Below are 23,019 nucleotides of genomic sequence, written 5' to 3'. Positions count from 1 at the left end.
GAGCGAGCAGGCATGGGGGCGAAGGCCGGGCCGCTGATCGACAAGCAGGGGATGGACATGCTCGAAGCTGACCGGTGGACCTGACAGACGAACAGTGGAGCCTGATTGAGCCGCTGCTTCCCGCGCGGAAGTTGAAGCGGGAGGACCGGCCTGGGCGAACGCCCACGCCCTCCCGGGCGCTGTGGGACGGCATCCTGTGGATTCTTCGGACCGGAGCGCAGTGGAGCGAACTGCCGCGGGAGAAGTACCCGCCTTTCAAGACGGTCCACCGCTGGTTCCAGGGGTGGGTGAAGGACGGCACCTTCCGAGCCGTCCTGCGCGCCTTGGCCATGGACCTCAAGGAGCGCGGGGGATTCGACCTGGAGGAGGGCTTCGTCGACGCGTTCTTCGCCTCGGCGAAAAAGGGGGGCCCTGTGTCGGGAAGACCAAGAGGGGCAAGGGGACGAAGGTCATGGCAGCTGCAGACGGCGCTGGTCTTCCTCTCGCCATTGGCGCGGCAAGCGCTTCTCCCCACGAAACCAAGCTCATCGAGAGCATCCTTGATGAGAGCCTCATCGACGAGCTTCCCCACCGACTCATCGGCGACAAGGCCTACGACGCCGACAAGCTCGACGAGCGACTGTGGAACGAGCGGGGAGTGAAGTTGATTGCTCCCCACCGACGGGGGCGTAAGACGAAGACCCAGGATGGGCGCGAGTTGCGCCGATACCGCCGCCGCTGGAAAGTGGAGCGACTCTTTGCCTGGCTCCAGAACTTCCGTCGCCTCGTCACTCGCTACGAAGTGAAGGTCGAGAACTTCCTCGGCTTCCTGCACCTGGGGTGCATCCTCATCCTCTTGAGGCAATTCTGAGATCACCTCTAGACACATGGCACCCGAGGAGATTTTGAATTTGAAAGGAATTCTAAGATGCACGCGCGAGTCTGAACCGCGCTGCGTCCGTGGCGCGTGCTCCATCGAGGTAGGCTGCGCGCAGAGCGCCGGGTGCCCAACATGCCGGACCCCGCCCGCGACGCCGAGTTGATTTCACGCGCGGCGTACCGCGACGAGCGGGTGGGTTGTCCGGCTCACGGATATGCGGCTCGACTTTGGTAATCCCGCTCAGCGCATTTGGACTGGACGCGCTTCAGCGGGCCTACGAGCGCTTCCCGGAGATCGGCGGTCGCGGGACGGTGGACTACGATCTCTTCCCATGAAGCGGCTCCTCCCTGTCTGTCTCGTGGTCCTCGTGGGCTGTGCCACCACGAAAGCGCGTCCTCCCGAGCACGCGACGTTCATCCAGAACGACTACGCCGCGGCGCTCGCCCAGGCCCGCGCCGAGCGCAAGCCGCTCTTCATCGACTTCGGCGCGGTGTGGTGTCCGCCCTGTCGGACCATGGAGGCCCAGGTCTTCGCCGCTCCCGGCTTCATCGCGAAGGCGAAGGACTATGTCCTGCTCGCCGTGGACGTGGATGACCCCATCAATGAGCCGCTCCTGGAGCGCTTCCCCGTGGACAACCTGCCCACGTTGCTGGTGCTCGACTCCGCAACGGAGACGCCCGCGTTGCGCTGGATGGGAGGCGCGGGATTGGAGGATGTCCTGGCGCTGCTCGACGATGCCCGACGCGCGTTGAGCGCCCAGGTGTCTGGGCCGGAGCTGCTGCTGCTCGAAGGGGACCGCGCCCATGCCCGGAGGGAGCACGAGCTGGCGGCGCGCAAGTATCAGGAGGCAGTGGAGCAGGGCGCCCCGGATTGGAGTCGCCGCGCCCGGGCCGTGGAGTCCGCGCTCAATGCGCTGTGGAACGCCGAGGCCTTCCAGGTCTGCGCGGAGTACGCGGTGAGGACAGTCCCAAGCCTCGACGAGGAAGTGCGAGCGGGCCCGGCGAGCACCGGCTACTCGTGCGCACGCTACGCCAATGAGCCCAAGCCCTGGGCCGCGCCGGCCATGAAGGCGCTGGAGGGCCACTTCGAGACGGCCTTCGCCCAGGCCCAGCAGTCCGGCACGAAGAGCCAGACCTGGCTCTACGACTCCATGGCGGACCTCCTCCAGTCGCGGGGCGACAAGGAGGGCGCCCGGAAGCTCTCCGAGCAGTACTACGCGCAGGTGCTCGCATACCGCGCCGGGGAGACCACGGCGCGGGGCAGGGCGGCGTGGGATCCCCCGCTCTACAGCGCCGCGGAGTTGAGCGGGCACCTGGCGGACACCCTCGAACTCTTCATCCAGACGGAGCGGGAGCTCCCGGACGACTTCTCCGCCAGCACGCGGGTGGCCGCGAACCTCCGAGAGCTCGGCCGTCATGACGAGGCGCTCGCCGCGACGGACCGTGCGCTGAAGCGGGCCCAGGGCGGCCGACGGTTGGCGGTGTGGTTGAGTCGGGCGCGGACGCTGGAGCGAGCGGGCCGCGTGGACGAGGCGCGCAAGGACCTGGAGACGGCGCTTGTGGAGGCGGAGCGGCTGCCCAGGATGCAGCGCGAGTTCTCCCAGTACGCGGTGGACGCGGTGCGAGCCGCCCTGTCCGCGCTCCCGGGCGCGAAGTGAGCGAAGCCTCTACCTTGGCGGCACTCCCGAGGCCTTGGTAGGGTTCCGCGCGGGGCGGCTCTGGGTGTGCTTCCTTCTCACTCCTACGAGGTAGCTCATCCGCTCTCCGCCCCGCTTTTTCCCCTCTCATAGGGAGTCATCATGGGCGCCCCTTCGATCGAGCTGACGGGCGATTCCGCCGCGCTGTTGCTCTGGACCACGGGGCTCGTCTTTCCCCCCTCGGGCCTGTCTGCTGGTGATGACGGAAAGGCGCGCGCGGAGGCACTGGTCGCCCTGGAGGCGGACCTCGCGGGGGTGGGCTATGTGCTCGCGGGCAACCTCCGGGAGGCGCTGCTCGCGCTCCCCTCCGAAGCCCTGGCCGCGTCCGGCCACTTCATCTACGAGAACTGCGCCGCGACAGTAGGGCAGGACCGCCCCTTCGTCCCGCTGTTCCGAGGTTTCCCCCAGAGCGTCCCGCGCGACACGCAGGCGTTGTTCGTGCAGCGGATGCTGGGGTGGCTGTTCCAGAACATCGAACAGCCGTGCATCCACTGCGGTGCGCAGGGCAGGGTGCTCGCGCTGTCGCCGTGCGCCCATCTGGTCTGCCAGGACTGCTTCGACGGGCAGGACTACAGCGCCTGTCCCATCTGCCATGGCCGACTGTCGCCCACGGACCCCTTCCTGCAGCCCACGCGACTCAAGGGCGTCTCCCAGGGCCCCTATGTCCTGCGCGGGTACCGACTGACGCGGTTGTCGTTGGGCACCGACCCCGAGGCCACGGCGAGCGGGCTGCTGCGGCGACTGGTGTCCCGGTCCACCGTGCTCAACCCGCGCGACCTGGAGATCTTGAAGCGGCTCGTGTCCTCCTTCGGCACGCGCGTGCTGGGCTGGCTGCCGCCGCGCATCCCGGTGAAGGAGACCCTGGCGCTCGTCGTGGGGCTGCTGCTCCGGGACTCCCGGACGGTGGGTGACGTGCTGGCAGGCGCCGCCGCCCATGTGAAGACCGCCACGGACATGCTCCGCGTGCTGGTGGCGTGGGCGGGTGGCAACCCCGACCTCTCCGTCAAGGTGCCCCTGAAGAGCCCTCCGCGCCCGGTGCGACGTGCCGTCCTCCGGATGATGGAGGGCTTCTCCCTGCTGAACCTCACCGAGGATGTCGGGCGGAACCCGGGCCTGTGGAAGGCCTTCGGCGGGCTGCTGCACGTCTTCGAGGACTGGCAGCGCCATCCCAAGGTCTCGCTCGCGTTCTGCGTCCTGCGCGGGACGGTGCTCTCCCCGGGGACGCCGTTCGGCGCGACGTTGCTGGCAATGGCCCGCGAGCATCCGGAGTCCTTCCAGTCGCGGGAGGTCGACGGTGGCGTCGTCGTGGAGTTCCGCTCCTGGACCTCACGGGTCGAGGCTTCGTTGCGCGCGAAGGAGCTTCCAGGTGCGCTGCGGCTCCTGCGGCAGCGGCCGGGTGAGCTCTTGCGCAGGCTGGACCATGTGAGCCGGCTCGCGGTGGCGCGCTCGGGCTCCGCGCCGCTCGAGCCGGAGCTGCTCGCGACGCTTCATGCCGTGCTGCCCCGGGCCTCGCCCGCGTTGCTGCTCGCCGCGTCGGCGCACCTGCGAAAGAGGCACCAGCCGTTCGCCCGGCGCATCTTCTTCCCGAAGGGCGAGGCCACCCATGCCTGGGGCATGGAGGACCGTCGCCCGTTGCTCCCGGGAGACGTGATTGGCCAGCTCGTGGCGCCGCTGGAGCGGGAGCTGCTCCGCCGCGCGGAGGCCCTGCCGTCCTTCCCTCAAGCGGTGCTCGACGAGGCGCTCTCCGACTTGCTGGTGCCCATGGCGGAGAAGACGGCGTCGCGGGCGCTGGTGGCGGTGCCGCGCGGGAGCCTGTTGCCGCTGCCGGAGGGGAAGAGCCTGCGCTTCTTCGTCTACTGGACGGAGCCGGAGAGCACGCGGGTGGACCTGGACCTGTCGGTGGCCTTCTACGACAAGGACTGGTGGCTGGTGGACCTGTGTGACTTCACGAACCTGCGGCTGGAGGATGACGCCGCGGTGCATTCGGGCGATGTCACGTCGGGCGCCGCGCCGCTGGGGGGCGCCGAGTTCCTGGACATCCACGCCGAGCGTCTGCTCGCCCGGGGCGTGCGCTATGCCATCCCCGTGGTCTTCTCCTTCAACAGCGTCTCGTTCGACCGGATGGACGACGCGTTCGCCGGCTTCATGGTCCGGGACGGGGACGAGGGACCGCACTTCGATGCGCGCACGGTGGAGCAGCGCTTCGACCTGCAGGGGAGCGCGCAGATTTCGGTGCCGCTCGTCATCGACCTCGTCGAGAAGCAGCTTCGCTGGGTGGACGTGAAGGTCCCTCCCGAGGATGGCTTCCAGAGCGTGAGGCGCTCTCGTGGAGACCTCGCGCACCTGGGCAAGGACACGCTGGCCTATTTCGGCACCGGTGCCCGGCCCACGCTGTGGGAGCTGGCGTGTCTGCATGCCGCCGCGCGCAGCCGCACGGTGTCCATCCGGCGCCGCGATGGCACCGTGTCCGTCCTGAAGCGGGCCATGGGCGAGGACACCGCGGCCTTCCTGCGCAAGGTGCGGAGCATCGAGGCGGACGCCACCGCGAGGAGCTTCACGCCTGGCACCGCGCCCACGTTCTTCGCGGGGATGACGGATGTGCCCGCGCTCCCCTCGGGAAGCGAGGGGTATGCCCTGCGCTTCCTGCACACCTCCGCCGAGGAGGTCACCCGGCTGGCCGCGGGCGACCTGGTGGCCGCGTTGAAGGTGTAGGGCAGGGGCTGCGAAGCGGCGTAACTTTCCACCGTCGCATGCCCGGCGCCGCTCGGTCGCGGGCTGAATCACGGCCTTGCCGCCATGAGGCTTGCGCGCCAGGACGCATGACAGCAACTTCCTCTCCCCCTCATCCCCCAGGAGTGAGTCGCATGCGAATCCTGTCGATGCCCCTCGTCGTCGCCGCCCTCCTCGTCGGCTGCAGTGATGATCCCGACCCCACGCCGACGCCCCCAGACTCGGGCGTTCCGCAGCAGGATGCGGGTGTCCCGCCGGAAGACGCGGGCGTCCCGCCTGAAGACGCGGGTGTCCCACCTGAAGACGCGGGTGCCCTTCCGAGCGGCCCCCCTGTCCCTCAGGATCCGCCCAACGTGCCCGAGTTCTCTCGGGCCTTCCCCGAGCAGACACGCGCCCCGGCCATCCAATCGAAGACGGCCATCCAGGTCACTGAGATTGCTTCCGGCTTCAGGAACCCCTGGGCCATCGCCTTCCTGCCCGACCAGCGCATGCTCGTGACGGAGAAGGCCACCGGCTCGCTCTACATCGTCACTCCGCAGGGCGCGAAGTCTCCCGCTGTCTCGGGGCTGCCCGCCGTGGATGCCCGTGGACAGGGAGGGCTGCTCGATGTGGAGGTCGGCCCCGACTACGCACAGAGCCAACTCATCTACTGGACCTATGCCGAGCCACGCACGGGCGGCAACGGGCTGGCGGTGGCGCGCGCGAAGCTCGTGGATGGTGCGCAGCCTCGCGTGGAGAATGTCCAGGTCATCTTCCGCATGATGCCCACCCTCGAGTCGACGCTGCACTCGGGAGGACGGCTGGTGTTCACCCCCGATGGCAAGCTGTTCGTCACGCTCGGAGAGCGCTCCATCCTCGCGGGCCGGGTGCAGGCGCGGGACGTGAAGAGCCACTTCGGCAAGGTGGTCCGCATCAATCCCGACGGCTCCGTGCCCCAGGACAACCCGTTCGTGAACACGCAGGACGCGAAGCCGGAAATCTGGTCGGTGGGCCACCGCAACATCCTGTCGGCGGCGCTCGACAGCCAGAATCGGCTGTGGACGGTGGAGATGGGGCCAAAGGGGGGCGACGAGCTCAACCGGCCCGAGAAGGGCAAGGACTACGGCTGGCCCACCATCGGGTATGGCGAGGAGTACTCCGGCGCGCCCATCCACGACAGCCCCCAGGGCCCGGGCATGGAGCAGCCCGTGTACTACTGGGACCCGGTGATTGCCCCCTCGGGGATGGCCATCTACACGGGGTCCCTGTTCCCCGAGTGGCGCAATGACATCTTCGTGGGAGGACTGGTCAGCCAGGCCCTGGTGCGGCTCATGGTGCGCAATGACCTCGTCGTGGGCGAAGAGCATCTGCTCAAGGACCGCGCCGAGCGCATCCGCGAGGTGGTGCAGGGGCCCGATGGCGCCCTCTACCTGCTGACCGACGCCACCAACGGCAAGCTGCTCAAGGTCACACCGCGCTGAGGTTCCTGCTCAGCACAGCGGGATTCGTGCTCCCCAAGGACCGAGTCACTTGGGGAGCGCGTTCCGGCGACGTTGAGAGGGAAGGGGTGGCGACCCGCCGTTTAGCGATTGGCCGTCAGGGGGCTCGTACCGGAGGACATGCCGGCTCGCGCTTCGGGACAGGCGCCTATGTGGGACGCGGGACGCACGTTGGGTCGCGCCATTTCGCAGCGACTCCAGCGTTCCAGGACGTGCCCATGTCATCCCGAAGCGCCTCCGCTCCTCCCGCCACCTCACTCCGGCCCTGCTGTCTTTCGGACTGATGGGCCTCTCCGCCCCCGCATGGGCCGCTCCTCCCGCCACCTTCGCGGCCCCGGTGGAGTCCTCCACGGGCCCGGGCCCCCGGTACGTGGCGGCCGCTGACTTCAACAAGGACGGCGTCCCTGACGTCGCCATCGTGAGCACCCTCGACCACTCCCTTGCCATCCAGCTCGGCTTGACGACGGGGATGCTCGCGATCCCGATCACGGTGCCTCTGCCCCCCAGCATCACCCTGCCGGTCTCCGTCGCCGGCATCTCGGACTTCAACGGGGATGGCAACCCCGACGTCGCCGTCGCGGGCAGCAACGTCGTCGCCACGTTCTACGGCGACGGCGCGGGCGGCTTCCTGTCCACGACACCCGGCGTGGCCCAAGTCTCGAACGAGCCCGCGGCCGTTCGCGGACTCGCCGTCGCCAACCTCGTCGAGGGTACCCCGACGCCGGAGCTGATCACCTTCTCCCCCTCGAACCAGTTCGTCTTCATCGTCACCGCCCCCGGCGTCGAGTTCCGCACCGAGCGGCCCGTGCTCCTGTCTCCCCAGACGCTGGACGTCGCCATGGCGGACGTCACCGGAGACGGCCACGTCGACATCGTCGGCTTGAACGCCGCCGGCGTCATGGCCATCCAGGCCGGCGACGGCACCGGGAGGTTCCCGTCGCTCGTGAACTCCACCGCGCCCAACCTGGCCGCCCGGCTCGCGCTGGGGGACGCCACCGGTGATGGTCTCAGGGACCTCATCGTGGCGGGCAACAACTACGTCTCCGCCACACCCAGCACGGGCGACAACACCTACGGTACGCTCATCCAGTCCAACACCACGGTCAACGCCAGGGACCTCGCCCTCGCGGACTTCAACCTGGACGGCACGCTCGATGTGGCCGTGGCCTCTGTCACCGGGCCGGACGTCACGGTGCTCCTCAACCAGGGCGATGGCACCTTCGCCCAGCCCATTGTCCTCTCCACCATCAGCCCGGCCTCCGACATCGACGTCGCGGACTGGAACGGGGACGGCCGGCCGGACATCGTCGTGGCCAAGGAGCTGGCCAACACCGCCGTCGTGTTCCTCAACACGACCGGAGCCGCCGCGGACCTCGCGGTGCGGCTCGTGGCCAAGCCCCTCTTCAACCACCACAAGCCGGCCGTCCGCTACGACGTGTACGTGACGAACAACGGCCCTGATCTGCTCGACACGGCCACCATCACCGCCTCGCTGCCCGCCCCGCTGGCTGCCGCGTCCGGCCAGTGCACGCCGGGCGATGGAAGCGTCACCTGCGGCTTCGGCGCTATCGCTCCGGGGGACACGCAGAGCCAGTCCTTCACCGTCCCCGGGCACCTGTACTCCATCGGTCGGTTCTACGCCGTCACGGCCCGCCGGACGGCCAGCTCCCCCATGGACCCCAACGCGGCCAATGACGAGGCCTCGCGAACCTGCATCGCCTTCGGCCCGTTCCTGCCGCCCTACTGCAACTGAGGCCGGGGTTGGCGCACGGCGGGGCGGGGGCTTCAGGGCCCTCGCTCCGCTGTTTCATGGCGGTAGGGCGCGCCGCGCATGGCGGCCCCAGAAATAGAAAGGCCCTCGGAGCTTCCCTGCCGCCGCAAGGTTGCTCCGAGGGCCCCTCTACCGAGCATTTCCCCGCTCGGGTCACCTGCTTCGATTCAAGCTCACAGCATGCTGGCGATGTCCTTCACCGGCTGCGGAGCGGCCTCCGTGTTGGCCAGCGCGCCCGCCGCGCCACCGAGCAGGAGCGAGGCCGGGTTCACCCGGCCCGTCGTGACGGCCCCGAGGACACCCTCCGCTGCGCCCTTCAGCGTGTTGACGTAGCCCTTGGCCGCGCCCTCGAAGACGCCCTTCGCGCCACCCTCCGAGTTGCCGATGCCCGTCAGCACGTTGCTCACCGCCGGCAGGAACCACAGGTGCTTGCCCGCCTCACCCGCGGCCCACTGGAAGTTGTCCTTGTTGCTCCCGTCCGCCTTGACGTGCGTGTCCTTCGTCGTCGGCAGCTGCTGCTCGCCCAGGAACGAGTAACCCTGTTCGGCGAAGTCCTTCACCATTCCGGCCTCGGTGCCGTGGCGCGCATCACCGCTCTTCGTGATGCCCTCGATGTTGCCGTCACCCTTGCCGTTCTTCACCTTGCTGTCCCGGTCCCCACCGTTCGACGCCTTCGCGCTGTCGATGAACTCCAGCACCTTGGCCAGGCGGAACACCGCGTCCGGGTTCTGCTTCGCGTCCTTCAGGTCCAGCTTGGGGTCGATGCCCGTCTGCTTGCAGAGCTGGTCGAACTTGATGTCCTTCTGACGGCCCAGGTTCTTCAGCGCGGGCGAGTCGTCGACGATCTCCGCCGCCGAGCGCTTGTCCCCGGCCGGGCGCTTGTCATTGGCGCTCGGGATGCCCGAGGACTCCGGCTCGGCCTGCGGCGCGGCGAGCGGCGTGGCCTCACGGGCCGGCACGAAGCCCCTCAACTGCGGGGGCAGCCCGCGCGGCGCGGGGTTGACGGGCTCCTGGAGCGAGGGCGGCGGCGCGAAGTCCTGGAGCGAGGGCGGCGGAGCGAAGTCCTGGAGCTGCGAGGGCAGCCCACGGGGCGCGAAGTCGACGGGGCCCGGCAGCGAGGGCACCTGCAGGCCCTCCAGCATGTTCGGCGTCATCATCGGCGGCGCGGTGGGGAATCCGAGCCCCTGCGGGAGCCCGTCCATCGAGGGCAGGCCTCTCGGCATGGACGCGTTCATGGGCGAGAACTGCTCCATCGACGGCATCCCGCCCATCCGCATGGGCGCGTTCATGGGAGAGAACTGCTCCATCGACGGCAGTCCTCCGGCCATCATGGGCGAGGGCGCCTGCATCGACGGCAGTCCTCCGGCCATCATGGGCGAGAGCGACTGCATCGACGGCAGTCCCCCGGCCATCATGGGCGAGAACGCCTGCATCGCGGGCAGGGCGGCCCCCGACACATTCGCGAGCGTCTCCATCGCGGGCAGGGCGGCCCCCGACACGTTCGAGAGCGCATCCAGCGCGCGCGTGCCCCGACCGCCGGCCGTCGGGTTCTTGCCCTCGAACCCATCCGTCGGTCGCTGCGACTGCGAGGGCGCATTCGTGGGGTTGCGGAACTTCACGTCCTGCTGCGTGGGGCTCGCGGAGGGCGTCTTCTTCGGCGGGGTGACCGAGGCGGAGTCCGCCGGGTTCTTGTTCAGCTTCGGGGAGGAGAAGGACGAGGACTTGAGCTTGACCATGGGATCACCTGTTTCAGGAAAGCGATGGGGGACCGCCGCGGCGAGGAGTTCGTCGTCTCGCCCGTGCACTCCCTCATTGCAGCGCGAATGCCAGCCATTCCGACTTCGCAACCCCGCGACTTCACTGGAGTGGAGCGTTCCACTCGGGCCCCCAGCCGATGACTGCAGTCATCAGGGGACTGGCTCCAGTCATCAGCGTGTCCATCACATCCGCATCCATCGCTCTCCAGCCGTTGACGGGTTCAGAGCCCACAACGAATGGAGAACATGCACATGACGCAGTGGAAGCGAGTCCTCACGGGCGCAGTCGTCGCGAGTGGCCTGGGTGTCTTCAGCGGAGGCGCCGCGCTCGCGCAGGAGCCGAGCGAAAAGGCACCCGAGGACACGTCGCCCGAGGCGATGGCGACGACCCATGTCCTGACGTGCAACCTCGCGTCATGAACGAGAGCACGGTCTACGTCTCTCCCGGCACGGGCCGGATGTGGAAGCGCAACGTGGCCGGTGAGGGCAGCTTCACCATCTGGATGCGGCTCATCTGTCAGTAGCTCTTCCTGCCCGCGCGAGTGGCCGCCGCGCCGGACCTTCCAAGTCCGAGTCACGGCAGCCACCTCGCGTTCCTGCTCAGCGCGACGACTTCAGCGCGTCCCGCAGTCGCTCGGCCAGCGTGTGCACGCCGGGCTCACGCAGCAGGCCGTAGTGGTCTCCCTGCACCAGGTGCCGCTCCAGCCCTTCACCGATGAGCGAGGACCATCCTCCATCCGCGGGCAGGTCCGCGTCGTGCTCGGTCGCCTTGAACAGCACCGCGCGCGTAGACAGGGGCTTCGCCACGTAGCGGCGCGCGGCGCCCAGGTTCGCCTCGAAGACCCGCAGCAGCGCCTTCAGTTGCTTGGGGTCCGTTCCCGGCGGCAGGACTCCCGCTCGCGTTCCCGAGCTGAGCAGATGCTCCAGGACCGCGTCCGGCTCCATCGCGGCGAGCGCGCCGAAGTCGAGTTCGAGGCTCGTCAGCGAGGCTCCGAGCAAGTCCCTCGCGAACATGCCGACCACCTGCAACCGGTCCAGCGCCGACGGCTCCTGGGCTCGCGTCACGTCCGGGGCGTAGCTGTCGATGAGCGCGAGCAGCTCCACCTGTTCTCCCTGTGCGCGGAGTTGCTGCGTCATCTCGTAGGCGATGACGCCGCCGAGCGACCAGCCTCCCAGCAAGTAGGGCCCCGAGGGTTGGATCTCACGCATCGCCGCCACGTAGGCCTGGGCCATCTCCTCGACGGAGCCTCGCGGTGAGGCCTCCCCATTCACCCCTCGCGCCTGGAGGCCGATGAAGGGACGGTCCGTTCCGAGTCGGCGGGCCAGCTCGGCGTAGGCGAGGACGTTGCCTCCCACCGGGTGCACGCAGAAGAACGGCGTCTTCCCATCCGGACGCAGGGCTCCGAAGGGCACCACGGTGGACGGGGTGAGCGGGGCGTTGTCGCTGAGCAGCACCGCGAGCTGCTCCACCGTGGGCGCCTGGAAGAGCGCGGCCAGCGGAACCGGACGACCCACCGCCTCGCTCACCGCCGCCATGAGGCGCACGGCCATCAGCGAGTGGCCACCCAGCTCGAAGAAGCTGGCGCGGACTCCGACGGCGCGGACTCCGAGCACCTCTTCCCAGATGCGCACCAGCCGCAACTCCAACGGCGTCCTCGGAGCCAACGCGGCCTCCGTCCCAGAAGCGTCGAGGGACGGCTCCGGCAGGGCCCGCGTGTCCACCTTGCCGTTGAGCGTCAGGGGCAGGGCGGGCAGGGCGACGAAGACGGATGGCACCATGTACTCGGGCAGGCGCTGCTGGAGCCACGTCCTCAGCATCGTCGCATCCGGTGCGGACGACTTGGAGGCCACGACGTAGGCCACGAGCCTCCTCTCGCCCGCGCCATCGTCCCGCGTCACCACGACGGCGTCTCGCAGGGACTCGTGCTCACGGAGCACCGCGGCCACCTCTCCGGGTTCCACCCGGAAGCCGCGCACCTTCACTTGGAAGTCCATGCGTCCGATGAACTCCATGCGCCCATCCGCGAGCCAGCGCACCCGGTCTCCCGTGCGATACATGCGCGCCTCGCTCGCCGTGCTGAACGGGTCCGCGAGGAAGCGCTCCGCCGTCAGGTCCGGACGCCCGAAGTAGCCTCGGGCCACCTGGGGACCCCCCACGTACAGCTCGCCGGGCATGCCCACGGGCACGGGTTGCAGACCCGCATCGAGCACGTACAGGCGCGTCTGCCCCAGGGCCCGGCCGAGCGGGACCTGCGCGGGAGCCTTGTCACCGGGCGGCAGCTCCACCCGCCCCGCGAGCACTCCCACCGTCGTCTCCGTCGGCCCGTAGTGATTGAAGACCTCGCATTCCGGCGCGAGCGCGTGGACCTTCTCCAGGAGCGCCCACGAGGACGACTCGCCGCCCAGCACCAGTCGCTTGCGCGGCAGCACACGTCGGGGATCCGGCGCCGTGAGCAGCGCGGCCAGATGCGACGGGACGATCTTCACGCAGTCCACCGCGTGGCGCTGGAAGTACTCGGCCACGCCCTCCGGACTCCGCGCCCGCTCCTGCGTCAACACGTGCAGCAGTCCGCCCGTGACGAGCGCGGGGAACAACACCGTGTTGCCCAGGTCGGCGGCGAAGGTGGAGACCATCGCGAAGCTCGCGCACTCGGTGAGCCGCAGCCGATCGATGGCCGCGTGCACGTAGCTCATGAGCTGGCCGTGCGGCACCGCCACGCCCTTGGGCCGCCCCGTGCTGCCCGACGTGAAGAGCACGTAGGCCAGGTGCTCCGGACCGACCTCCACTCCCGTCGCGTGGACGGGCTGGCTCGCGAGCACCGTCGCGTCCGCATCCATCCGCACGCACCGGACGTCGAGCCCATCGAAGGCGCCCGCGTGGCGCGCCTCCGTCACGACGATGGGGGCGGACACTTCCTCCACCAGTCCGCGCAGGCGCGCCGCGGGCTGTGACGGCTCCAGCGGGACGTAGGCCGCTCCCGCCTTGTGGACCGCGAGCAACGCGGCGACCACCTCCACGCCTCGCTCCAGGCACAGGGCCACGGGCACATCCGGCCCGGCACCCAATGCACGCAGGTGATGCGCGAGCTGGTTGGCGCGCTGGTCGAGCTGGCGATAGCTCCACTCCTGGTCCTCGCTGCGAAGCGCCGGGGCTTCGGGCGTCCTCGCCGCCTGCTCCTCGAAGAGTCGAGGGAAGGGCAGTCCGTGCCGAGGCGCCTCGTCACCGACGTCCGGGAGCAGTCGCTTCCGCTCTTCGTCCGTGAGCAGCGGGAGCGTTGCCAACGGTGCATCCGGCGTGGCGAGCGCGCGCTCCAGCAGGTGCTGGAAGTGCCGCATGAGGCGCTCGGCGGTGGCGGCCTCGAACAGGTCAGTACTGAAGACGAGTCCGCCCTGGTAGCCGTCGGAGGCGCGGGCCAGGTGGAGGTTGAGCTCGAACTTGGTCGAGCTGTGCTCCACGTCCACGTCCTTGAGCGTCAGGTCCGACAACGCCAGCTCCGGAGTCGGCGCGTTCTGGAGCACGAACATGGCCTGGAACAGGGGCGTGCGGCCCATATCCCGGGCGGGCTGCAGCTCCTCCACCAGTCGCTCGAAGGGAAGGTCCTGGTGCTCGTAGGCCCCCAGCGTCGCGTCACGCACCTGGGCCAGCAGGCCCCGGAACGTCAGCTCCGGCGTGAAGCGCGCGCGCAGCGCCAGGGTGTTGATGAAGACGCCGATGAGGCCCTCCGTCTGTGCATGACGCCGGCCCGCGATGGGCGAACCCACCACCACGTCGTCCTGTCCCGAGTACCGCTGGAGCAGGGCCTGGAACGCGGCCAGCAACAGCATGAAGGGTGTGACCTTCTCCTGGCGCGTCGCCGCGTCCACCGCGTCGCTCAGCTCGGGCGACAGTCGCAGGGACGCCAGTCCTCCTCGGGCGGAGAGGACCGCCGGACGGGGCTTGTCCGTGGGCAGCTCCAGCGCGGGGGCAACGCCATCGAGGTGGCGCTTCCACCAGCCGAGCTGCTCACTCAGGGCCTGGCCCCTGAGCCAGCCGCGCTGCCACACCGCGTAGTCCGCGTACTGCACCGGCAGCTCCGGCAATGGCGAGGGCGCTCCTCGCTGGTAGGCCGCGTAGAGCTGGGTCAGCTCGCGCACCAACACGCTCATGGACCAGCCGTCCGAGATGATGTGGTGCATGCACACGAGCAGGACGTGCTCCGTCCCGGTGACGTGCAGCACGGTGACTCGCAGCAGGGGCCCCGTGGCCAGGTCGAACGGGCGGAGCGCGTCCTCCGTGGAGAGTCGGAGCACCTCTGCTTCACGCTGCTCGGAGGGCAGCTTCGTCAGGTCCACCGTGTGGAACGGCTCGGACTCCGCCGGGTGGATGACCTGGCGTGGCTCGCCGCCTTCCATGCGGAAGGTGGTGCGCAGCGACTCGTGACGCTGAACCAGCGCGTCGAAGGCCCGCTGGAGCGAGGTCAGGTCCACCGTGCCCTGGAGCTTCAGCGCCCAGGGGATGTTGTAGTGCGCCTGTCCCGGCTGGAGCTGGTCCAGGAACCACAGTCGCTGCTGGGCGAAGGACAGCGGCAGCGGCCTTTCACGCGGCACGGGCACCAGCGGCGGCAGCACCACCAGCTTGTGCTCCGTGGACAGCCCTTGCTGGAGCCGCTCCGCGAGGCCCGCCAGGGTGGGGGACTCGAAGAGGACTCGGACACCCAGCTCCAGACCCAGGTCCGTGCGGATGCGCGCCACCAGTCGCGTCGCCATCAACGAGTGGCCACCCAGCTCGAAGAAGTTGTCGTGACGTCCCACACGGGGGACCTGGAGCAGCTCCGTCCACAGCTCGGCCAGTCTCGACTCGAAGGGCGTCGCGGGCGCTTCGTGGGGGCGCCCCATGTCGAAGCCCGACGCGTCCGGCACCGGCAGGGCCTTGCGGTCCACTTTGCCGTGCGTCGTCTGCGGCAGCGCGGACAGGTACATGACGTGCGCGGGCACCATGTACTCGGGCAACCGCTGCCGCAGCCACGCCCTCGGGTCCTCGCCCGTGGGCGCCTTGCCGTCGGCCGTGACGACGTAGGCCACCAGGCGCTTGTCGCCGGGCACATCCTCCCGGACGACGACGGCCACCTCGCGCACCTCGGGATGCGTGCGCAGCGCGGCCTCGACCTCGCCCAGCTCGATGCGGAAGCCGCGCACCTTCACCTGGAGGTCGATGCGTCCGAGGAAGCGCAGCGCGCCGTCCGCCGTCCAGCACACGCGGTCTCCCGTGCGGTAGAGCCGCTCGCCCGGCGTGGCGGCGAAGGGATTCGGAACGAAGCGCTCGGCGGTGAGCGCCGGCCGTCCCTGGTACCCCCGCGCGAGGCCCGGGCCTCCGATGAACAGCTCTCCGGGCACACCCACCGGGACAGGCCGCAGCGACGCATCCAGGACGTAGACCTGGGTGTTCGGAATGGGCCGGCCGATGGGGACGGAGTCGCCCGGGAGCTTGCCCGGTGACAGCGCCTGCTGCGTCGTCACCACCGTGACTTCCGTGGGGCCGTACGCGTTGGTGAGCGAGAGCCCTCGCGCCAACCGCTCGCGAGCCGTGGGGACGGGCAGCACGTCGCCACCCACCCACAGCCGGGGCAGTCGGGACAGGGCCTCCGGCTCGTGCTGCTGCATCACGTCGAAGAGGGCGGTCGCCAGCAGCGCGGTGGTGACGCGGTGCTCGTCGATGACCCGGGCCAGCTCCGTCACCTCCGGAGTGCTCGGCGGGTACACGGCGAGCCGCGCTCCCGTGAGCAGCGCGCTCCAGATCTCCAACGCGGTGGGGTCGAACGTCAGCGGCGCCACCTGGAGGATGACCTCACCCGGCTCGCGGGACGCGAAGCCCATGCCGAAGACGAGTCGCAGCACGCCCCGGTGGGTGATGGCCACGCCCTTGGGCGTTCCCGTGGAGCCCGACGTGTACGTGACGTACGCGAGGTTGTCCGAGCCGAGCGGCACGGAGAGCGGCTCCGCTGACTGGCTCGCGATGCGGGCCGCGTCCGTGTCGAGCGCCACCACGGGCCACTCTCCCGAGGGCAGCACTCCCTGGACCGCGCTCACGGTGAGGACACCGACGACGCTGGAGTCCTGGAGCATGAACTCGATGCGCCGCGATGGATGGGCCGCGTCGAGCGGGACGTAGCAGCCGCCGGCCTTGAGGATGCCGAGCAGCGCCACGTACAGCTCCAGGCCGCGCGGGATGCACACGGCGAGGCGCGGCTCCTGGCCCAGCCCCAGGGACAGCAGATGCCGGGCGAGCTGGTTCGAGCGCGCGTCGAGCTCCCCGTACGTGAGGCGCTGGCCCTCGAACTGGAGGGCGATGGCCTCGGGCGTGCGCTTGACCTGCTCGGAGAACAACTGGGGCAGGGTGGCTTCGGAGGGGTAGTCCGCGCGGGTGTCATTCCACTCGACGAGGACCTGCTGGCGCTCCGCCTCCGTCATCAGCGAGAGGGCGGACAGCGGCGCGTCCGCTTCGGCGACGGCCGCTTCCAACAGGCGCAGCAGGTGCGCCCCGAAGCGCTCGACGGTGGAGCGCTCGAAGAGCTCCGTCTTGTAGGACAGACCTCCGATGTAGCCCGCCGGCGTTCGGACCAGGGCCAGCTCCAACTCGAAGCGACTCACGGTGTGTTCCACGTCCACGCTTCGCACCGTCAGCTCCGGCAGCGTCACCTCCGTGTCCGGCGTGTTCTGCAGGACGAAGAGGGCCTGGAACAGCGGCGTGCGGCTCAAGTCACGCGTCGGCTGAAGCGCCTCCACCAACCGCTCGAAGGGGATGTCCTGGTGCTCGTAGGCCCCGAGCGTCATGTCTCGCACCTGGGCCAGCAGGCTCCGGAACGTGAGGTCCGGCGCGAAGCGGGCGCGCAGCACCAGCGTGTTGACGAAGAAGCCGATGAGGCCTTCCGTCCGGGCGTGGTGCCGCCCCGCGATGGGCGAGCCGACGAGGATGTCGTCCTGCCCCGAGTACCGGTGCAACAACGTCTGGAACCCGGCCATCAACAACATGAAGGGCGTGACGCGTTCACGGCGAGCCAGGGCCTCCAGCGCGTTGCTGAGCGCGGGTGACATGTTCAGCGGGACGCTCGCGCCCTGGTGCGAGAGCACCGCCGGGCGAGGCTTGTCGGTGAGCAGGTCGATGGTTCCGGGGGCTCCCGCGAGCTGTCCCTTCCACCAGTCGAGCTGTGTCTGGAGCGTCTCTCCCTGGAGCCAGTCGCGCTGCCAGCGGGCGTAGTCCGCGTACTGCATCGGCAGCTCCGGCAGCGGCGACGGGAGGCCGTGGCGGAACGTTTCGTAGAGCTGGATCAGCTCGCGCACCAGCACCGTCTGGGACCAGCCATCGGAGATGGTGTGGTGCATGCACAAGAGCAGCACGTGCTCGTTCGGCTCCAGCACCACCAGCGTGGTGCGCATGAGCGGGCCTGAGGCGAGGTCGAACGGGAGCGTCGAGTCCTCCATCGCGAGCCGCGTCGTCTCTTCCGCCCGCTGCTCGGCGGACCCTCCGGAGAGGTCCACCACCCGGAGGTTTCCGGGCAGGGCGGGGTGGATGACTTGATGAGGCTCTCCCGCCACCGCGAGGAACGTGGTGCGCAGGGTCTCATGGCGGCGCACCAGCTCATCCACGGCCCGGCCGAACGCGGCGTGCTCCACGCGTCCTGACAGACGCAGCGCCACGGGCATGTTGTAGAGCGACGTGCCCGGCTGGAGCTGGTCCAGGAACCACAGGCGCTGTTGCGCGAAGGACAGGGGCACGGGGCCTTGTCCGCGATGCTTTGCCAGCTCGGGCAGGGACGTGCTCGACGTCGCGCCGGAGAGGCGCTCCGCGAGCCCCGCAAGCGTGGGAGCCTCGAAGAACGCTCGCAGTCCCAGCTCCACGTTGAAGTCCTCGCGGACGCGCGCCACCAGGCGCGTGGCCATCAGCGAGTGGCCACCCAGCTCGAAGAAGTTGTCGCGGCGGCCCACCGTCGGGACTCGCAGCAGCTCGCGCCACAGCTCCGCCAGCCGCTCCTCCGTGGGCGTCGCGGGCGGCTCGAACGCGCGCGCGACGCGGTGGAGATTCGCATCCGGGGCGGGCAGGGCCTTGCGGTCCACCTTGCCGTTGGGCGTGAGCGGCAGCACCGCGAGCGGCACGAAGGCCGCCGGCACCATGTACGCGGGCAGGTGTCGCTGGAGCTGGTCATGCAGGGCCAGCGCGTCGAGCTCCGGCACCCCCTCCGGTGTCGCTCCCGCGGGCACCACGTACGCCACCAGGCGCTTGTCGCCGGGAACGTCCTCTCGCACCTGCACCACCGCGTCCCGGACCTCTGGGACAGCGCGGAGCGCGGCCTCGATTTCACCCAGCTCGATGCGGACTCCTCGCAGCTTCACCTGCGTGTCGCCTCGACCCAGGTACTCAAGGCCTCCGTCCCGTCTCCAGCGGGCCTTGTCGCCCGTGCGGTAGAGGCGCTCGCCCTGTCCGAAGGGGCTGGGGATGAAGCGCTCCGCCGTCAGGTCCGCGCGTCCGAGGTAGCCACGCGCGACGCCCTCGCCGCCGATGTACAGCTCGCCCACCACGCCCGTCGGTGCGGGCACGAAGGCACTGTCGAGCACGTACGTCGCCACGTTCGTCAGCGGCCGACCGATGGGCACCTCCCGCGCGCCCTCGTAGCCGCTGGACTCCACGGTCATCAGGTCCACCGCCGTGGCCACCGCCGTCACCTCGGTCAACCCGTAGGTGTTGCGCAGGGGAATGGCCGTGCCCACGGTGCGCCGCCACGCGGCGACCCGCTCGGGGGCCGCGCGCTCACCCCCTATCACCACCCACTTGAGCTGCATCGGCAGATGGGCGCGGCCCTCCTCCAGGCTCGCGGTGATTTCGTGCCAGAAGGCCGTGGGCAGGTTGAGCTGCGTCACGCCCGCCGCCTCGCACTTCGCGAGGAACACCTCTGGCGCGTCCAGCACGTCCGGGGTGCGCAGCACCAGCGTCCCGCCTCGCGTGAGGCAGGGGTAGATCTCCTCCGCGCTCGTGTCCCAGCTGATGGACGCGAACTGGAGCATCCGGTCTCCCGGCTCCACGGGGTACGTCTTCCACGCCGCCCGCGTGAAGTTCACCAGCGAGCGGTGGTGCACCACCACGCCCTTGGGGCGCCCCGTCGAGCCGGACGTGTACAGCACGTACGCCGCCGCCTCAGGAGGCACATCCACGGTGAGCGGCTCCACGTCGCCGTCGCGAGGCACGGTGTCCATGTCCAGCCAGATGCGCCCGGCCGCGTCGCCCAGCTTCTCGCGCACCAGTCCGCGCGACACCACGACGCGCGCGCCGCTGTCCTCCAACATGAAGGCCAGTCGCTCCGCCGGGTACTCCGGGTCCAACGGCACGTAGGCGCCACCGGCCTTGAGCACCCCCAGCAGCGACACCAGCAGCTCCACCGAGCGCTCCATGCACACGGCGACCCGCGTCTCCAGGCCGACTCCCAGCTCGCGCAGCCTCCGCGCCAGCCGCGTGGCCCGGGCGTCCAGCTCGCGATAGGTGACGGAGTCCTCGCCCGACACCACCGCCGTCGCGTCCGGCGTCCTGGCCACCTGCGCCTCGATGAGCGCGTGGATGCGCGCATCCACGGGCAGGTCCTCGCGCTCGCCCGTCCACTCCAGGAGCAACTGCTGGCGCTCATCCGGTGGCAGCAACGGCAGCTCCGCCAGCGGCGTCTCTGGCGACGCGATGATGGCGCGCAGCAGCATCAGGAAGTGCGCGGAGAAACGCTCCAGCGTGGCGCGCTCGTAGAGGTCGGTGCTGTAGCTGAACGCTCCGCCGAAGCCCTCGGGGGCTCGGAACAGGTCCAGTCCCAGCTCGAACATGGCGAGGCCCGTGTCGTCGATGTCCGCCGGTGACACGGACAGCTCCGGCAGGACGATCTCCGGCAGCGGCGCGTTCTGGAGCGTGAACATGGCTTGGAACAACGGCGTGCGGCTCGCGTCGCGCTGAGGCGTCAGCTCCTCGACGACCTTCTCGAACGGGACGCCCTGGTACTCGTACGCACCCAGCGTCCTTTCGCGCACCTGCGCCAGCAGCTCGCGGAAGCACTGCTTCGGACCGAAGCGCGCGCGCAGCACCATCGTGTTCACGAAGAAGCCAATCAGCCCCTCCGTGTCTCCCACGTTGCGGTTGGCGATGGGCGAGCCGACGAGGATGTCGTCCTGCCCCGAGTACCGGTAGAGCAACGTCTGGAACGTCGCCAGCAGCACCATGAAGGGCGTGGCGCCTTCCTTGTTCGCCAGCGCCTCCACCGCCTGGGAGAGCTTCAGCGGAATGCGCACATCGAGGACGGCGCCCCGGTGGTTGAACACGGCCGGACGAGGCTTGTCCGTGGGCATGTCCAGCGCGAAGGGCGCGCCCTCCAGCTGCTGCTTCCACCAGCCGACCTGCGCCTTGAGCGTGTCGCCTCGCAGCCACGAGCGCTGCCACACGGCGTAGTCCGCGTACTGGATGGACAGCTCCGGCAGCGGCGACGGCAGGCCCCGACGGAAGGCCTCGTACAGCGCCGTCAGCTCGCGCACGAACACGCCGAGCGACCAGCCGTCCGAGACGATGTGGTGCACGTGGAGCACCAGGATGTGCTCCTGGGGCCGGAGCTTCAGCAGCAGCGTCCGCAGCAGCGGGCCCCGGGCCAGGTCGAACGGACGGCGGGCCTCTTCGTTCACCAGCCGGAAGGCCTCCGCCGTGCGCAGGTCCTCCTCGTCGATGCGCGACAGGTCCATCTTCTGCACAGGCACGAACGTCGCGGGGTGGATCTTCTGGACGGGCTGTCCCGCCTCGGAGCGGAACGTGGTGCGCAGCGACTCGTGGCGGCGGACCAGCTCGTCGAAGGTGCGGCGGAGGGCGCGCTCGTCCAGCGTGCCTTCCAGGCGCAGCGGGAACGGGTTGTTGTACAGCGTGGACCCGGGCTCGAGCTGGTCGATGAACCACAGGCGCTGCTGGGCGAACGACAGCGGCAAATCGCTCGTGCGCGGAACGCGCGTGAGGGCCGGGGCCTTCACCCCCGTGGCCGAGCCGAGCCGCGCGGCCAGGGTCGCCACCGTGGACGCGCCGAACAGCTCACCCAGCGGAAGCTCCACGCCCAGCGTGGCGCGGATTCGCGACACCACCTGCGTCGCCAGGAGCGAGTGGCCTCCCAGCTCGAAGAAGTCGTCGTGGATGCCCACGGTGTCCAGGTGCAGGACCTCCGCCCAGATGGTCGCGAGCTGCGCCTCCAGCGGGCTTCGCGGCGCCGCGTCCTCGCTCGTCGTCGCGGCGGGCTGCTCCGGCGGGGGCAGGGCCTTGCGGTCCACCTTGCCGTTGGCGGAGAGGGGCAGGGCGGCCAGCTCGACGAAGGCCGAGGGCACCATGTACTCGGGGAGCTGGCGCTGGACGAAGGTCTTCAGCGCCACCAGCTCCACGCCCGCGGCTTCCGGCACGACGTAGGCGACGAGCCGCTTGTCACCGGGGATGTCCTCGCGAGCCATGACGAGGACCTCGCGCAGGCCCGCGAAGCGCCGCAGCGTCTCCTCCACCTCGCCGGGCTCGATGCGGAAGCCGCGAATCTTCACCTGGAAGTCGACGCGGCCCAGGAACTCCAGCGTGCCGTCCGTGCGCCAGCGCACCTTGTCTCCGGTGCGGTACAGCCTCGCGCCCGGCGTGGTGGCGAAGGGATGCGGGACGAAGCGCTCGGCCGTCAGGTCCGGGCGGTTGAGGTAACCCCAGGCGAGGCCGTCGCCTCCGACGAACAGCTCTCCCGGGACTCCTGGCGGCACGGGCTGGAAGGTCTCATCCAGCACGTACGTCGTCGAAGCCGACAGCGGTCGGCCAATGGGCACCGAGCGACCGGGTGAGTCCCCGGCCCTCAACCTATGCGTGGCGGAGAAGGTCGTGTTCTCCGTGGGGCCGTAGCCGTTGATGAGCACGGCCTCGGGAGACAGCCGCGCGAGGTGCTCCTTCACCCGCTGCACCGGCAGCACGTCGCCGCCCGCGAGCACCTGTCGCACGCCCGCCAGGGCCTCGCCCTGATGCTGCACCACCTGGTCGAACAGGGCCGCGGTCAGCCACAGCGCGGTGACGCCGGAGTCCTTCAGCAGCGCCCCCAGCGCTTCGAGCGACTGCGCCTTCGGCGGCGCGAGCACCAGCCGCCCCCCGTTGAGCAGCGCGCCCCAGATCTCCAGGGTGGAGGCATCGAACGCGACGGGCGCGAGCTGGAGGAAGACCTCCCGGGGCCCGAAGCGCATGAACGTGTTGCCCTGCACCAGTCGCAGCACACCCCGGTGGGGCACGCAGACGCCCTTGGGCGTGCCCGTGCTGCCCGAGGTGAACATCACGTAGGCCAGGTGCTCCTCGCCCACGGTGCTCGCGAGCGCGGACGTCGGCTGCGTCGCGATGTGGCTCCACTCCGCGTCCAGCAGGACGGGCAGGCAGCCCAATTCGGGCAGCTCGTCCGCGACGTGCTCCTGGGTGAGGAGCACGCTGACTCCGGCTTCCCGGACGATGTATGCGAGGCGCTCGGCCGGATAGGTGGGGTCCAGCGGTACGTAGGCCGCGCCCGCCTGAAGGATGCCGAGCATTCCGATGATGAGCTCGGGCGAGCGCTCCACGCACAGGCCCACGCGCGCTCCGGCCCGTACGCCCATGCCATGGAGGTGGTGCGCGACCTGGTGCGCTCGCGAGGCCAGCTCCGCATAGGTGAGCTGCCCTTGCGCGAACGTGAGGGCCACGGCGTCGGGCG

9 protein-coding genes (1 of these 9 only partly in view) are annotated in these 23,019 nt (G+C 69.9%); 7 read left to right on the top strand and 2 right to left on the bottom strand.

The genetic code is table 11. From position 1 onward, the window contains the following. The first annotated feature begins 74 nt into the window (after positions 1–74). The 6 genes from LZ199_RS03700 (at position 75) to LZ199_RS03675 (ending at position 8,516) form a co-directional block, all read left to right on the top strand. Positions 75–850, top strand: a protein-coding gene (locus LZ199_RS03700) for an IS5 family transposase (RefSeq protein WP_253992242.1) whose coding sequence is annotated in 2 segments (ribosomal slippage) — positions 75–426 and positions 426–850 — 777 coding nt in all. Because the reading frame shifts where the segments join, the coding sequence is not laid out codon by codon here. Between the two features lie 206 nt (positions 851–1,056). Then, entirely contained in the window at positions 1,057–1,194 is a 138-nt protein-coding gene (locus LZ199_RS03695) for a DUF5953 family protein (protein WP_323389135.1), read from the top strand. Beyond that, entirely contained in the window at positions 1,191–2,516 is a 1,326-nt protein-coding gene (locus tag LZ199_RS03690; RefSeq protein WP_253992240.1) for a thioredoxin family protein, read from the top strand. The genes LZ199_RS03695 and LZ199_RS03690 overlap by 4 nt, the downstream gene beginning before the upstream one ends. Before the next feature lie 141 nt (positions 2,517–2,657). After that, positions 2,658–5,267 carry an MXAN_6230/SCO0854 family RING domain-containing protein gene (locus LZ199_RS03685; protein WP_253992239.1) on the top strand — a complete coding sequence of 870 codons (2,610 nt, stop codon included), beginning with the start codon at positions 2,658–2,660 and terminating at the stop codon, positions 5,265–5,267. A gap of 152 nt (positions 5,268–5,419) precedes the next feature. Beyond that, positions 5,420–6,745: a PQQ-dependent sugar dehydrogenase gene (locus LZ199_RS03680; protein ID WP_253992238.1), complete on the top strand. Its 1,326-nt coding sequence runs from the start codon at positions 5,420–5,422 to the stop codon at positions 6,743–6,745. Positions 6,746–7,046: 301 nt separating this feature from the next. Continuing rightward, positions 7,047–8,516 carry an FG-GAP repeat domain-containing protein gene (locus LZ199_RS03675; protein WP_253992237.1) on the top strand — a complete coding sequence of 490 codons (1,470 nt, stop codon included), beginning with the start codon at positions 7,047–7,049 and terminating at the stop codon, positions 8,514–8,516. A gap of 191 nt (positions 8,517–8,707) precedes the next feature. Here the strand turns inward: LZ199_RS03675 and LZ199_RS03670 are convergent, their stop codons facing one another. Further along, a complete protein-coding gene (locus tag LZ199_RS03670) occupies positions 8,708–10,270 on the bottom strand; it encodes a hypothetical protein (RefSeq protein ID WP_253992236.1) in 1,563 nt (520 codons plus the stop codon). A gap of 273 nt (positions 10,271–10,543) precedes the next feature. Between LZ199_RS03670 and LZ199_RS03665 the strand changes: the two genes are divergently transcribed. Continuing rightward, positions 10,544–10,711, top strand: a complete 168-nt coding sequence (locus LZ199_RS03665; protein WP_253992235.1) for a hypothetical protein — start codon at positions 10,544–10,546, stop codon at positions 10,709–10,711. A 180-nt stretch (positions 10,712–10,891) separates the two neighbouring features. Here the strand turns inward: LZ199_RS03665 and LZ199_RS03660 are convergent, their stop codons facing one another. After that, a protein-coding gene (locus LZ199_RS03660; protein WP_253992234.1) for a non-ribosomal peptide synthase/polyketide synthase crosses the window boundary here: on the bottom strand, positions 10,892–23,019 show its 3' portion. It continues 31,123 nt past the right edge of the window; 12,128 of the gene's 43,251 nt are visible here — the last part of the coding sequence; its start codon lies beyond the right edge, outside the window; its stop codon occupies positions 10,892–10,894.

The organism is Myxococcus qinghaiensis (assembly GCF_024198215.1).
GTDB lineage: Bacteria > Myxococcota > Myxococcia > Myxococcales > Myxococcaceae > Myxococcus > Myxococcus qinghaiensis.
This window is presented reverse-complemented; position numbering and strand designations above follow the sequence as displayed.

Bases quoted from the DNA above. Each gene is read 5' to 3' on its own strand.
- LZ199_RS03680 (WP_253992238.1), top strand. From the start codon at position 5,420: ATGCGAATCCTGTCGATGCCCCTCGTCGTCGCCGCCCTCCTCGTCGGC.
- LZ199_RS03665 (WP_253992235.1), top strand. From the start codon at position 10,544: ATGACGCAGTGGAAGCGAGTCCTCACGGGCGCAGTCGTCGCGAGTGGC.
- LZ199_RS03675 (WP_253992237.1), top strand. From the start codon at position 7,047: ATGGGCCTCTCCGCCCCCGCATGGGCCGCTCCTCCCGCCACCTTCGCG.
- LZ199_RS03690 (WP_253992240.1), top strand. From the start codon at position 1,191: ATGAAGCGGCTCCTCCCTGTCTGTCTCGTGGTCCTCGTGGGCTGTGCC.
- LZ199_RS03685 (WP_253992239.1), top strand. From the start codon at position 2,658: ATGGGCGCCCCTTCGATCGAGCTGACGGGCGATTCCGCCGCGCTGTTG.
- LZ199_RS03670 (WP_253992236.1), bottom strand. From the start codon at position 10,270: ATGGTCAAGCTCAAGTCCTCGTCCTTCTCCTCCCCGAAGCTGAACAAG.